The following is a 13,646-nucleotide window of genomic DNA, read 5'->3' on the forward strand; positions in this document are numbered from 1 at the left end:
CACGGAACAATCCGTAGGCATCAAAGTCGGGGGCTTTTGACCCCGACATCATAATCATAATGTTGCGGAGTATCGGGATGTAGCTTGATCCTCTTCCGTGTGCAAATTGGAAATTGTCAGTGCATCATATCTCGAAAGCAGAAGCTTCGCATTCGGCGGCAGTACACAGTCTGACAAAAGTACATTTTTGATTTTATGCCCAGGTGCAGTAAAACCATCAATTTCAATGGGGGCAACGGATTCCACTGTGCCGTGCTCCTGTTTTTGTCCGGTCAGATGTAGCCGTTCAAAGCGAAAATCTTCAAAATAAGGCTGCTCTGAAGCAGGAATGCCGTCATCATTGTATGGAACAGAATGAATGAGCAGGCGGGGGAAGGTGCAGTCGCGTACAGTGACATTGCGCACATATCCGCCACGCTTAGGGGTTCCTTTGATTTCAATGCCATTGGAAGAGGCAGCTATATCGCAATCCCAAATTTGCACATCTGCAACACCGCCGGACATTTCACTGCCAATACAGATACCATGACCGCCGTTGCTGTGGCAGTCAAATACGCAGATATGCTTTGTAGGACGATTAATGGCATTACCTTCGGGATTCTTACCGGATTTGATGGCAACGGAGTCATCTTCGGTTTCAAATTCCGTTGCAAATAACGTGCAGTTTGTGGAAGAATCCGGGTCCCAGCCATCGCCGTTCCAAATACCGCCAGAGCGTAGCGTGCAGTGGTCAGTCACAATGTCATCACAGTAGATCATATGGACATTCCATGCTGCGCCGTTTTGTAAAGTCAGCCCTGTAATACGAATACGGGAGCAGTTGCTTAAATTAATAAGTCGTCCGCGGACACGTCCCGGAATGGTACGGTCATTCTCACAGGTGGCAACCAGTGCAGCATTTTGGGCAAGATATTCCCTGAGATTCTCCCGTTCGATATCGATCATGCGCTCAGCCAGAACATGCCCACCGCCACTAATGGTTCCCTTCCCATAGAGTAGGATGTTTTCGCAATTTGCACCTGCGGTATGATCAAGATGTCCGGCGTTTAAAAGACTGCGGTAACATTCCTGCTCCGTGCCTTCAAAACGGCTCCAGATACGAGGCAGATAATCTGTGGGGTCAGAACTTCCCTGTAAAACAGCGTCTTTCTCCAGACACACGGACATACAACTATGCAGATCAAGAGCTCCGGTCAGATAGATTCCGGCAGGAAAGTATACTTCGTCATTTGGCCCACAGTCTGTAAAAGCCTGTTGGAGCGCAGCAGTATTCAGCGTTTTTCCATCACCCACGGCATTGTAGGGTTCTTCCGTTACATAGATTCGGCGCCGTGCAGGTAGAGTACAGATGTGGATACTGCCGATATTGTAGACAGTAACACAATATTCAGTATTGGGTATCAATTCTGTGAATGTATAATGTGTCCGATTTGTGTGAACAGAATGTCCACCATCGAGAGAAACTTCATACACTGTGTCGGCATTGGCATTTTCCGGCTTATTCCAGAACACAGTTGCGGTGTTTGCAGTACAGCGTGCGGATAGTAAAACGGATTCCATAAAAATCCTCCTTTTCGTTTTTTACTATTTTCATTGTAAAAAAAAGCACTGAGAATGTCTATATCAATTATTTTCATTCATGTTAATAATTCCAGCATTATTTTGATTTGCAATGAAAAAACAGGTATTTTCTTCTGGTATAAGTTACAATATATAGAAAGATATACGATATTCAATATATATTTATCGAATATCATAAAATTATATTGACATTCGTATAATAGAGTGATATGTTAAGGCTACCAAGAAGGAAAGAGGTATTCATTATGGAGAAGAGAGAGTTGTCGGAAAAGGAGCTGCGGGAGAAAAAGTTATCTTTGGCGAAGGGTACGAAGTACCTGTTGGATATTATGTTCTATAGTGGGATCCTGGTGACGATAAGTCTGCCGTTTAGTCTCAAATACATAGGAAAATATCTGGAGGCTGTGGAGGAACATTACCTTCCGGCAGTGATCATATTCGCCATTCTGGGCGTGCTGGCGTTATTGTTGATCAATGAACTGCGCAAGATGTTTGGCACGGTGCTTGAGGAGAACTGCTTTGTACCGGAAAATGTGGCGAGCCTTCGTAGAATGGGAGACTTAAGCTTTTTCATCGCGGCCATGAGCGCTGTGAGATGTGTGGTGTACCTGACCATTGCCATGCTGGTGATCATTTTGGTATTTATTATTGCAGGCATGTTCAGCAAAGTACTGGCGATGGTATTTGAAGAAGCCGTGCGCTACAAGAAAGAAAACGACTTAACAATCTAAAAATTCAGTCACGAAGTGATAGAGCGTGTGATACGCGACTATGTAAATGACGCCGGCTGAACGGAAATTCAAAAGTAGAAAGGCATCTATTATGGGAATCATTGTAAATCTGGATGTAATGATGGCAAAGCGGAAGATCAGCCTGACGGAACTGGCGAATCAGGTGGATCTGACCCAGGCCAATCTGTCCATCCTGAAAAATAATAAAGCAAAAGCCATACGTTTCTCTACGCTGGAATCCATCTGCGAGGTGCTGCATTGCCAGCCCGGAGACATTCTGGAATATGTGGAAGATTCAAAAGAAGAGAAAAACAATTAAATCCTGAAAGGGGGAGATCACAATGCAGGAAAATACAGTAGTACAGGAAACAACTTCAGCAAATCAGGGACAGATATCCGGGCAGAATGTAGTCCGGGTGGTAGAAAAGACAGAGACTGCGGAGACAAAGCGCATGAAGGAACATTTTAATTTCTTTGGACCGGTGACGTTTCTCTATGCCGTGTTCTATGCGTTTTGCATGTTTCATAACGGATCGGGAATTACCTTCCCTTTTTTTCTCGCAGGCACTTTACTGTATTTTGTCTTCTCGCTGTTAAAACTGGAGATTACCTTGAAAAAAGGAAGCACCTTTTACATGATCAGCATTCTGCTGCTGGGGATATCCACCTTCTGCACGGACGGATGGGCAATCATCAGCCTGAATAAGCTGGCGGTCTTTTTGCTGGTAATGTGTCTGCTGCTGAATCAATATTTTGATACCACAAAGTGGAAGCTTGGGAAATATGTGGGGAGTATCTGCCAATTGGTGGTTATGAGCTTTGGGGAACTGGGGAAGCCTTTTTCAGATGGCAAAGCCTATTTTCGTGAAAAGGGAAAAGTAAATAAGAAGGTATGGTATGGGCTGCTGGGAGTAGTGATCGCATTGCCGATTGTGCTGATCGCTGCCGGACTGTTAAGCTCTGCCGATGCGGTATTCCGTAAGATGACAACGGATTTCATGAACTGGATTCGCCCGGGCAATATATTCAACGTAGTCATCAGGGTAACATTTCTGTTCTTTACTTCCTATGCACTGACTTCTTATCTGTGTAAGAGAAGCATCCCGGAGGAAGTGAAGGATCGCAGAAATGGTGAGCCGGTACTGGCAATTACGATTATGTCATTGCTGTCACTTTTGTATCTGTTGTTTTCCGGTATTCAGATCTTCGGATTGTTCTTGGGGAAAATGCAGCTGCCGGAGGGCTATACCTATGCACAGTACGCAAGAGAGGGCTTCTTCCAGCTGCTGGCTGTCAGCATTCTGAATCTGATCCTGGTACTGGTGTGCCTCAGCTTTTTTAGGGAAAGTAAGGTACTGAAAGTAATTATGACGATTATGTCATTATGTACTTTTATCATGATCGCGTCCAGCGTAATGCGAATGATCATTTACATCCGGTATTATTATCTGACTTTCCTGCGGATCTTCGTTCTGTGGATGCTGGCGGTACTGTTCGTCATGTTTATCGGAGTACTGATCAACATTTACAGGGAAAGCTTCCCTTTGTTCCGCTATGGTGTGGTGATAGTGACAGTGCTGTATCTGGCATTGTCCTTCAGCCATCCTGACTATATTATAGCCAGAGTGAATATTGCCAATGCACCCGGCGCGGACGGTACAGGCTGGGAAGAATCTGTGGCGCAGGATTACGGAGACGATTTTTTCGCCGGACCGTTTTTCCGGGGATCAGAATATAATGACTACTCTTATCTGAGTGATCTCAGTGCGGATGCAGCACCGGCCATTATTCCTTATATGGAGAGCCTGGGGTATGATTTTGGCGCCTATGAACTGGAGAACCCTACGGATATTATGAGCGAAGATACGCAGGCTCAGTGGTGGGGGAGTTATCAGCCGAAGGGATTTGGATATTATTACCTGAATCATAATAAGAAGCGTCTGGAGCAGACATCTCTGCGGACATTTAATATTTCCAGATATATGATGCGGAAACAGATAGAGGCGAGAATCGATGGAAAATAAAGAAATGAGTACGGAAAAAATAAAGTTTTATAAAAAGCATCCGGTGTTGCTTGCATGGCTGATTTCTATATTTATCGGACTGGGCTATGCGCTTTTTACGATCATAGCCTCTGTTATTCATTATGAGCAAAGAGATTATGTATGGGAGATCATTAAGGCTTTTACAGAAATGTTTACTTGGGCAATTTTAATGGGAGCGGTACTGGTATTTCCTGTGGTGCTGACGATCAGTGAAGTAATCTGCCTGATCTGTGAGGAACGAGGGCACCCGGTGAAGGGAGACTGGCTGTTTGACCAGCACGTATTTTGGCTGGGTGGATTTTATGAAATTTGTTATTTAGGGTTGATTATGGATGTGACATCTGCTGACTGGCAGACGCAGTTAAGCAATTCCAATAAACATACACCGATTTACAGTGGTTCCATGGTTACTTTTATAGTACTCCTGCTGCTGGCATTTATAGGGTATGAGATCCTGCAGAGCATTCCGCTTCGGAAGCTGCCACCCCTTGTGACAGTCCTGTCGATTTCCTCAATGTACCTGGGATTGTTAGAACTGATCCTGTTCACAGTACAGATATTCAAGCCGACGATTTTGCTTGATGGATATTTGTTATTATTTCCACTGTGTTGTGTGCTGCTAGTGGCGCGACTGCTTCTGAAGAAAATACGGGAGTGGAATGCACTGGTGCAGAATGCGGAGGCGGAACACTTTGGGACGGGGAAGATTTATCAGAATCCCATGCTGCGTTGGTGTGACAGCATATTGCGGAAGGCTGCATGGTGGCCGGTGCTGGGACTGGTATTGATGTTCCCACTGTTGGGGATCCTGATTGCAATCCTCATGCTGTTTGGGCAGGCACCGGATTCTGTGATTAAAGCATTTACGGAGACCAGCGACTGGAATCTGTCTCTCAGGCAGGCACCGCAGAATGTCATGTATGATGAACATTATCTCTGCACGGTAGCTGCCGGCGGTCATGAAAAGGTCGTAAAGCCTATCCGCCTGGGGAGGCGGCATGGGCATGAAGTGATCGTGAACCGTCAGTTGTGCATCGCCAATGCTTTTGAACAGGTGTTGGAAGAACGGACTCCCGGCTTCCACCGGGCGCTACGTCATTTTTATGACACTTACGGGTTCCCTGTGGCGAGACTGATCCACAGTAAATATACGGCAGATGCGGTGTATTTTATCATGAAACCTTTAGAATGGATCTTCCTGTGCGTGCTGTATCTGACAGATGCACACCCCGAAAACCGTATTGCCGTGCAGTATATCGGGAAAACGGCAGCGCAGGTGGAAGAGTTGTATTTGTAAAAATAGTGGCGTACGATGCAACTATGATGCAATGGGATGTTAAATTCTTTACTGTAATGGACGGGGGAAGCGTTCGGTTACAATAAATACATAAGGAGAGATACAAAATGAGGGGCAAATTAATAGTTATCACAGGAGTTATGGCACTGGGGTTGTCTGCCTGCGGAGCACAGGGGAGTGATCCGGTGGGAGGGAGTAGTAGTTCAGAGGTTATCGGATCCGCAGAGGCTGCGGTAACGGAAGAGAGCACTTCAGAGACTGGTGAATCCATGGAAGCGACAGTATCCACGGAGACTGTTTCCGACACTACGGCATCCACGACAGGTCCTTCTTACGAAGATGAGGACGCATGGCTTCCCTGGGAAGACTACGGGGAATGTTCCAACACTGTGAAAGACTTCTATAATGACGATGAGAAAAAGACCTATTACTACGAAATGGATGAGTTCTTTTTTTCCGATGAGAAGTATGCCAAAGTGAATGATTATCTGCAGCAGATGTATGAGAATTACAGAACCCAGTATGAGGAGGAAGGGGAGAATCACACCGGAGCGTATGAGTTAGTGGATGAAACTCTTTCCGAGGGACAGCGATACGATGATAATTATCTGGTATTCAATGGCATTACTTTAGCGGATGACGAGTATGTCAGCCTGCATTTTAATGACACGGTTTATTATGCAGGAGCAGCGCATCCATTATCCTATTACATACCCGTGACGATTTCCATTGCCACTGGCGAAGAAGTCACCCCGGAAGAAGTTTTGGGGAAGACTTGGGACGAGATCCGGGCAGCAGGCTCTATTGAAGAAGAAAACGAAGAAAATTTTAATGCCGATTACGGCTTTTACATCACAGAGAAGGAACTGTGCTATCTCTATCGCACTAATTTCTTTGCAGAAGAGATTCGGGTTTCTCGGTAAAAGAACCGGATTGAACTGGCAGAGCAGAAGAGGTATACTTATTTCCAGAAACGGACGGAGGTACCGGGATGGAAAAGTTTAGTCCTTCAAAGCTTTGTGCGGATATTAAGATCTATGATTATAAGAAAAAAGTAAAATATGATGAGAAATCCCTGGTCATTTTTGAGAAAACAGGGAAAATGATAAAAGCCGGAAAAGAGTGTGAGGCAATGCTGTACACTCTTCCGGCTAATGCTATTGGCTTTTCTCCGATCGTGTTGGGAAGAGTCAGCGACTATACCTGTGCGGAAAAAATGTTAAAGCAGATGCTGTGCCGGTATCTGGGCAAGCCTGTTTTTGCGGGATACGGCGAAGGGCTTATTTTTATTCACGAGAAGCTGAACGAAGTGGAAATGAAAGCCTATTTTGATCTCCTGTATCAGGCGGGAGCCAAAAATGTGGTCTATGCAGATGAAAGCGTGAAAGGAATCCCTGAGGGAACTCCCTGGGAGGATGTGATCTGGGGAATGAAGAACACTTATAAAAATCTTCGTTTTGCCGTGGAGATTACGAAGGAACAGCCCATGGATTACCTCAGATATTCGCTGGCGCAGTTGGCAGAGAACTGTAAGCGGTGGGGACTGGAAGAGGAAATGTCAAAATTGTATATTTAAGAAAATAGGCTAAGGGTAAATGAATTTATTTATCCTTAGCCTAAATTATTAGCTTTGTTGATAGTAATTATGCCGGTAAAGATGATCGTCTACCTGCTGCGCCAGGTGATTCATTTCTTCTTGTGCATCAGCACCCATGGCAATATTATAAAACGCATAGGAAAACTGCTTACTGAAGAAAGGATATGCGGGGGTCTGCGGTCTGGTAAAAGAGGTATTCCGTAATTGTGAAAATAAAATATTGCTGTTGCTGGAACCAGCCTGAAAGCTGTCCATTACGTCATAAATCTCTTTTAAAACAGGAATACCCGTTAACTGACTGATCTTCAACTGGTTCTGCAGACTGAAAACATAACGGATAAATTCACAACATTCCCTGGGATATTGTGTCTGTCTGGACATGCATAATCCCCAGCTTCCATGGGGAGAAGCTGCTTTTATACCATGGGGAAGAGGGATTATGCCGATATTACTATTCCTTTTCTGCGATTGAAAATAGGCACTGGGCAGGGAAAGACTCATGGCAAAGTTTTCAGGAAAATCGGCACTGAGATCCTCCACGTGGGTATAATGATATTTATGAAATAATTCGCCCAGCCAATTCATAGCAGCGACGGAAGCCGGAGAGTTAATATATCCAGAGGTTGCCGTCAGCGTATCGTTAAAAAAGCTGCCGTTGTTCTGTACGATAAATGGCAATCCGGCGTAGCTGTTCCATTCTCCGGATTTTGGAGAAAGACCGCGTCCGGAGTCCATAAGCAAAGGATAGGGAAAAGAAGTTTTGGTCTGTATTGTATGGCAGACATTCAGAAACTCATCCCAGCTCCAGGCATCTTCCGCAGAAGTCGGAATGCGGATACCAAGGGAATGGAATAACTCTTTGTTATACAGAATACATAAAGTGGATTCCGTATAACCCAGATGATATAGTTTTCCCTGATAGGTTCCCTGTGTCACAATGGGAGACAGAAAAGAGGATAGGAAAGACGAATCCATATATCCATCAAACGGCAGCAGAGAATTCATATATGCCCAATAGGGGACATCAGGACCGTCCAGGGACAGAATATCCGGTGCATTTCCACTGGTAAAGCTTTGCAACAGCGAGTCACGCAGAGGAGCCTTATCGTTGGTGAGAAAAGTCGGTGTTACAAAAAAACCGGAAGATGTCAGATTAAACTGTTCGATCAGAGAGATCCAAAAATGTTTTTCATTATCTTCCATAGGACATAAATAAATAGATAGGTTTATTTTATCTTTGGAGCGGTCTGCTACAAAAGTACCTTTTCCTTGCTGCCGTATAATATATCCTTCAGCTTCCAGACATTTCAGGGCTTGTGTAATAGTGCTTTTACTTACATTTAGAGTACGCATTAATTCATTATCGGAAGGGATGAGATCGCCGGGACGATAATATCCGCTTTCGATTTTCTGGACAAATTCATTTTTTATAAGCATGTATTTTGGTGTTCTGGTGTTCATAAAATCCCCCACATTTTGAAAAGTGATTGACAATATATTTTTGTTATGCTAATATCATAGCATAAGTTATTCGAACAAACAAGATTAAATAAAAAAACTCTCTGCAAAAGCAGAGAGTTAAAAAATAAAACAAGTTATTCGAACAACCGAACAACTAAAAGGAGGAGAAGATGAAAAAGACATTTTCAAAAGAGAAATTATTTGACAGAACACCGCGGGTCTTTAAGCGGGATGCAACGGAAGTCCGTTTTCTGCTGGGCGGAATCGGAACAGGTAATTTTTCTGTAAATTCAAGAGGAAAGTTCCTGGACTGGGAAATTTTTAACTGGCCTTCCAAGAATACGAAATTTCCGCTTTCCTTTTTTGCAATTCGTACGGAAAACAAAGAACTGGAAAAACCTATATCGAAAATTTTGGAATCGAGAATGGTTCCGCCATATACCAGCTCACACGGATACCTTCAGGCTGAATTAGTAAACCTGCCAAGAATGGAAGATTCAGAACTGATTTGTGAATATCCTTTTGCAAGGGTGAATTTCAAAGATTCCGAATTGCCCGTAAAAGTATCTATGGAAGCATATACACCGTTTATTCCTTTAAATACAGATGATTCCAGTATTCCCTGTGCAATTATCCGATACACAGTGAAAAATGTTGCAGACTGTCCGACAAAAGTAAGCCTGGTAGGCACACTTCCCAATGCATCCGGTTTTGAGGGATATGATGTTATTGAGAACCTGAAGCTGGCCGACAGCGTAAAAAATGAATATCGGGAATTTGATGATGTGAAGGGATTGTATTATTCACCCGAACATTTGAAAGAGGATCATTTACGGTATGGAAATATGGCGATTCTGACCAGTGGATCCAATGTAACCTATAAAACACAGTGGTTTGACGGCGAATGGGTGGATGGAATACAGGATTTCTGGGATGACTTTACCAGTGATGGACTTTTGGAAAAAGAGACCGTATCTGACAGTGTGGGATGTGAATTTGCACAATTTCATAATTTCAGTTTCCTGAAAAGAAGAGAAAAGATCGGATCCATCGGAGCCTGGGAAGAACTTCAGCCGGGAGAAGAAAGAACCTTCGAATTTGTCATTACATGGTATTTCCCTAACAGGGTAAAGGCATGGATCGAGTTTGATGAGGACTACGAGAAATTCCAGCGCGGTGAATACGGAACGGTAAGAAATTACTATGCAACAAAATTCACAGATGCATGGGATGTAGCAAAATATGTATACCATAATAAGGAACGACTGGAATCAGACAGCAGAAAATTTGCCGATGCTATGTTCCATAAGACTACATTACCTTATTATGTGATTGATGCTCTGACTGCAAACATTACGAATCTTCGAAGTAATTTATGTTTCCGGCTGGAAGACGGAACCTTTGCCGGATTTGAAGGAATACGTGACTACATAGGCTGCGGTTACGGTAGTGTGCCTCATGTATGGAATTATGCACAGACGGTTGCTTTTCTGTTCCCGGATCTTGAAAAAACTATGCGTAATGTAGAATTTTTGAAAGAAACAGATGAGACAGGATGCATGTCTACACGAATGTTTTCCGTATTTGATCAGGAACGGTATGCAATGGTTCCGGCCTGTGATGGAGAACTTGGAAGTGTTGTTCGTGTCTACCGGGATTTCAAGAATCTCGGGGATGTGGAATTTTTGAAGACCATTTGGCCCAAAGTAGTGTTGGCAATGGAATATGCCCTGAAACAATGGGATCTGGATGGAGATGATGTACTGGACGGTCAGCAGAATACAACCTATGATATTGAATTTTACGGACCGAATCCCATGACGGACAGTATCTTCCTGGCAGCACTGAAATGCTGTGAAGAGATGGCTGAGATCGTAGGGGATGAAGAACATCATCAGCTATACGCAGATGCTTACGAAAAAGGAGCTGCAAGAGCCGATCAACTGATGTTTGACGGAGAATATTATATTCAGGTACAGAAGGAGATTGATAAATATAAATATCAATTCGGAAAAGGCTGCCTGTCAGATCAGCTTCTCGGACAGTTCCTGGCATATATGGCCGGAATCGGGGAAATTTTACCGAAAGAGCATGTAAAATCTGCTATGGAATCCGTATTCAAGTATAATTATAAAACGGATTTTTATCATACGGACAGTGTGCACAGAGCATATGCAATCAATGAAGAGCATGGAATGGTAGTAGCTACCTGGCCGAAAGGCGGCAGACCTAAATTCCCGTTATCCTATGCCGGAGAGGTGTGGACAGGAGTAGAGTATGAAGTAGCCGTTAATCTGATTTATTCAGGTTGTGTAGAGGAAGGTCTGACGGTGGTAAAGTCAATTCGGGATCGTTATGATGGATACAAGAGGAATCCGTTCAGTGAGATCGAGTCCGGTCATCATTATTGCAGAGCAATGGCAAGCTGGGGAGTGCTGAATGCATTATTGGGACTGCAAAGTGATATGTATCGCGGAACCTTGTCATTCCATCCTGCAATAGAAGGTGAAATGTCCAGTTTCTTCATCTGTGGAAAAGCATGGGGTATTTACAGTCAGAAGGAAGAGAATGGGAAAATGTGCAAACATATTGACATCCTGTATGGGACGTTAGATGATATTCATGTACAAGAATAAGGAGGGTACAATTATGATGAAAAAGTATTGGAGAAAAATGATGGCACTTACTTGTGCGGCCGCTATGCTGTTTACAATGGCTGGATGCGGAAATGCAGAAGGAACTACAGGCGGCGCAGAGACTGCACAGAGCTCTACGACTGCAGATGGATCCGGAGAGATCACGATCAAGTTTGCAGAGCATGTTGCTGATATTCAGGCACAGGAGCCGCATCTGCAGAAGATTATTACTGCTTTTGAAGAAAGCCATCCGGGGATTAAAATTGATATTACGGGCAAAGAAGTGTCCGAGCATAATACACAGATGACTTTACTGGCAGGAGAAAATAAGCTTCCGGATGTTTTCTGGCTGGAGCAGGCAACCGCAAAGGAGTTTGCACAGAATGGGTATTTATATGATCTGACGGATGCATTGGATCAGTATGGTATCAATGACAGCCTTCTTCCCGGACTGGTGCATTCATGTACCGTTGACGGTAAAGATGTGGGAATGCCCAGTGAAGTTATGATGGTAGGATTTTATTATAACAAAGATCTCTTCCAGCAGGCAGGAATCGAAGAAGTGCCTGTTACCTATGAAGAGTTCCTGGATGCGGTAGATAAGCTGAATGCAGCCGGAATCACACCGCTGACCGTGGGTGCGCAGGATAATTACAGTATCTGGGCATTTGAGACAATGCTGGCAAGATATGGATTCTTTGAAAAGCTTGACGGTCTGAAGGATGGAAGCATTTCCTGGAATAACGAAGACTTTATTCACTATTTTGAAAAATTAGAAGAAATGCGTGAAAAAGGAACTTTCACAAAGGACATTTCTAATATTGGATATTTTGAAGCAAAAGAGCAGTTCCTGGGTGGAAATGCAGCAATGTTCAATTCCGGAGCATGGGATATCGGTGATTTTGAGGGAAGTGATATGGCTTCTAAAATCGGATTTTTCTGGGGACCTACCTTTTCCGACAGCCAGTATGAGCAGCAGATCGGAATCAAGGCATCCGGCGGTGTTTATGTAGTATCTTCAAAGGCAGCAGAAGATCCTGCGTTGTTAGATGCAATTATGCAGTTCTGGCAGTTCTATTACGGCGAAGAGGGAACCAGGATCATTGCAGAGGATACCGCGGCATTACCGTGCTCTACATATAATGGACAGATTGACGAGAGCCAACATCCTGTACTTTCCACGATGATCACGGCATTAAATGATGACTGGAAAGCAGTAACTGAGCCGTTTAATTCACTTTCGTCCAATGTGGCATATGGATATTTTGATGCTACCTTCGGTGTTATGACCGGCGTTTATACACCGGAACAAGCAGCTGATTATGTAGAAAATTTACAAAGTGCCGAAAGATAAAACCAAAAGAGCGGTATGAAATTAAGTAATACCGCTCTTTTCTATAGAATGGAAAGGGAGAAAGCTATGTATTGGTTGAGTACAAAGAAAGCAAAAATCATTATGCTGCTTCCGACTCTTATGATTTATGCAGTATTTATTATTATTCCTGTGTTTATCGCATGTTATTATAGCTTTACGGACTACAGTGGTCTTGGAAAAGCATCATTTGTGGGAATAAAAAACTATGTTGCTATGTTCCATGATAAGCTATTTCTGATCGCATTGAAAAATACATTTTTAGTATTGTTATTCAGTGTGATATTCCTGATCGTTGGATCTTTTATGGCAGCATTATTGATGAACAAGAATTTTCACGGAAACGCATTTTTTAAAATGGTGATTTTTGCTCCCTATGTAATAGCGCCTATTATCATAGGAATTATCTGGGGATATATCCTGAATCCTAATTATGGGCTGGTAAATAGTGTATTGCACAAAATAGGACTGGATATGCTTGCTATTGAATGGATCGGTGGAACTAAATGGTCTCCATTGTCATTGGCGATCGTATTCACATGGCAGGTACTGGGTTTCCATGGAACTATTTTTTTATCCGGAATCAAAGCAATACCGGGAGATATTTACGAAGCTTGCGATATTGATGGAGCCAATTTGTTACAACGCTTGTTTTATGTGACAATTCCTATGCTGAAAGAGACCTTTATTATTAATATTGTTCTGGTGGTAACAGGCGTATTTAAAATATATGAACTTGTATATCAGATGACAGGCGGAGGACCTGCTCATCAGTCGGAGCTGCTTACCTCATATATGTATTTTACAGTATTTACATCCAGAAGGTATGGATATGGAATGGCAATTGCGGTTGCAATTCTGTTACTTTCAATTCTGGGCTCATTTTCCTATATTAAGATCACAACGAGGAAGCAAAGGAGTTAAAC

Annotated in this window: 11 protein-coding genes; 9 read left to right on the forward strand and 2 right to left on the reverse strand. The window is 43.3% G+C overall.

All coding sequences use genetic code 11. The features are described 5' to 3' along the window. Positions 1 to 54: 54 nt before the first annotated feature. Positions 55 to 1,560 carry a glycosyl hydrolase family 28 protein gene (locus ACLTOH_RS11785; RefSeq protein ID WP_262594080.1) on the reverse strand — a complete coding sequence of 502 codons (1,506 nt, stop codon included), beginning with the start codon at positions 1,558 to 1,560 and terminating at the stop codon, positions 55 to 57. 266 nt (positions 1,561 to 1,826) lie between these two features. Between ACLTOH_RS11785 and ACLTOH_RS11790 the strand changes: the two genes are divergently transcribed. From ACLTOH_RS11790 to ACLTOH_RS11815, 6 genes are all read left to right on the forward strand, one after another. Beyond that, positions 1,827 to 2,312 (forward strand): DUF2975 domain-containing protein, encoded by a 486-nt coding sequence (locus ACLTOH_RS11790; RefSeq protein ID WP_412224158.1) that lies wholly within the window; start codon positions 1,827 to 1,829, stop codon positions 2,310 to 2,312. Positions 2,313 to 2,403: 91 nt separating this feature from the next. Further along, on the forward strand, positions 2,404 to 2,631 hold the full coding sequence (locus ACLTOH_RS11795; protein WP_022313169.1) for a helix-turn-helix domain-containing protein: 228 nt from the start codon (positions 2,404 to 2,406) through the stop codon (positions 2,629 to 2,631). A 22-nt stretch (positions 2,632 to 2,653) separates the two neighbouring features. Next, positions 2,654 to 4,336, forward strand: coding sequence for a DUF4153 domain-containing protein (locus ACLTOH_RS11800; RefSeq protein WP_412224159.1), 1,683 nt, complete (start codon positions 2,654 to 2,656; stop codon positions 4,334 to 4,336). Continuing rightward, positions 4,326 to 5,654 (forward strand): DUF6688 family protein, encoded by a 1,329-nt coding sequence (locus tag ACLTOH_RS11805; RefSeq protein WP_412224160.1) that lies wholly within the window; start codon positions 4,326 to 4,328, stop codon positions 5,652 to 5,654. Before ACLTOH_RS11800 ends, ACLTOH_RS11805 begins: the two co-directional genes overlap by 11 nt. A gap of 107 nt (positions 5,655 to 5,761) precedes the next feature. After that, entirely contained in the window at positions 5,762 to 6,577 is an 816-nt protein-coding gene (locus ACLTOH_RS11810) for a hypothetical protein (protein WP_412224161.1), read from the forward strand. A 68-nt stretch (positions 6,578 to 6,645) separates the two neighbouring features. Beyond that, positions 6,646 to 7,230 (forward strand): rod shape-determining protein, encoded by a 585-nt coding sequence (locus tag ACLTOH_RS11815; protein ID WP_337418324.1) that lies wholly within the window; start codon positions 6,646 to 6,648, stop codon positions 7,228 to 7,230. 48 nt (positions 7,231 to 7,278) lie between these two features. Here the strand turns inward: ACLTOH_RS11815 and ACLTOH_RS11820 are convergent, their stop codons facing one another. After that, the gene (locus ACLTOH_RS11820; RefSeq protein ID WP_337418326.1) at positions 7,279 to 8,712 is read right to left on the reverse strand and encodes an extracellular solute-binding protein; all 1,434 of its coding nucleotides are present in this window, start codon (positions 8,710 to 8,712) and stop codon (positions 7,279 to 7,281) included. Between the two features lie 170 nt (positions 8,713 to 8,882). Between ACLTOH_RS11820 and ACLTOH_RS11825 the strand changes: the two genes are divergently transcribed. Genes ACLTOH_RS11825 through ACLTOH_RS11835 form a run of 3 tightly spaced genes read left to right on the forward strand, consistent with a single transcriptional unit; the run spans position 8,883 to position 13,644 of the window. Further along, positions 8,883 to 11,348 (forward strand): GH116 family glycosyl-hydrolase, encoded by a 2,466-nt coding sequence (locus ACLTOH_RS11825; protein WP_337418328.1) that lies wholly within the window; start codon positions 8,883 to 8,885, stop codon positions 11,346 to 11,348. 13 nt (positions 11,349 to 11,361) lie between these two features. Further along, positions 11,362 to 12,702 (forward strand): ABC transporter substrate-binding protein, encoded by a 1,341-nt coding sequence (locus tag ACLTOH_RS11830; protein ID WP_337418329.1) that lies wholly within the window; start codon positions 11,362 to 11,364, stop codon positions 12,700 to 12,702. A 15-nt stretch (positions 12,703 to 12,717) separates the two neighbouring features. Then, entirely contained in the window at positions 12,718 to 13,644 is a 927-nt protein-coding gene (locus ACLTOH_RS11835) for a carbohydrate ABC transporter permease (protein ID WP_242993439.1), read from the forward strand. Positions 13,645 to 13,646 lie beyond the last annotated feature (2 nt).

Source organism: Waltera sp. (genome assembly GCF_046969025.1).
Lineage (GTDB): Bacteria > Bacillota > Clostridia > Lachnospirales > Lachnospiraceae > Acetatifactor > Acetatifactor acetigignens.

Bases quoted from the DNA above. Each gene is read 5' to 3' on its own strand.
- ACLTOH_RS11825 (WP_337418328.1), top strand. From the start codon at position 8,883: ATGAAAAAGACATTTTCAAAAGAGAAATTATTTGACAGAACACCGCGG.
- ACLTOH_RS11790 (WP_412224158.1), top strand. From the start codon at position 1,827: ATGGAGAAGAGAGAGTTGTCGGAAAAGGAGCTGCGGGAGAAAAAGTTA.
- ACLTOH_RS11815 (WP_337418324.1), top strand. From the start codon at position 6,646: ATGGAAAAGTTTAGTCCTTCAAAGCTTTGTGCGGATATTAAGATCTAT.
- ACLTOH_RS11785 (WP_262594080.1), bottom strand. From the start codon at position 1,560: ATGGAATCCGTTTTACTATCCGCACGCTGTACTGCAAACACCGCAACT.
- ACLTOH_RS11795 (WP_022313169.1), top strand. From the start codon at position 2,404: ATGGGAATCATTGTAAATCTGGATGTAATGATGGCAAAGCGGAAGATC.
- ACLTOH_RS11805 (WP_412224160.1), top strand. From the start codon at position 4,326: ATGGAAAATAAAGAAATGAGTACGGAAAAAATAAAGTTTTATAAAAAG.
- ACLTOH_RS11810 (WP_412224161.1), top strand. From the start codon at position 5,762: ATGAGGGGCAAATTAATAGTTATCACAGGAGTTATGGCACTGGGGTTG.
- ACLTOH_RS11800 (WP_412224159.1), top strand. From the start codon at position 2,654: ATGCAGGAAAATACAGTAGTACAGGAAACAACTTCAGCAAATCAGGGA.
- ACLTOH_RS11835 (WP_242993439.1), top strand. From the start codon at position 12,718: ATGAAATTAAGTAATACCGCTCTTTTCTATAGAATGGAAAGGGAGAAA.
- ACLTOH_RS11830 (WP_337418329.1), top strand. From the start codon at position 11,362: ATGATGAAAAAGTATTGGAGAAAAATGATGGCACTTACTTGTGCGGCC.
- ACLTOH_RS11820 (WP_337418326.1), bottom strand. From the start codon at position 8,712: ATGAACACCAGAACACCAAAATACATGCTTATAAAAAATGAATTTGTC.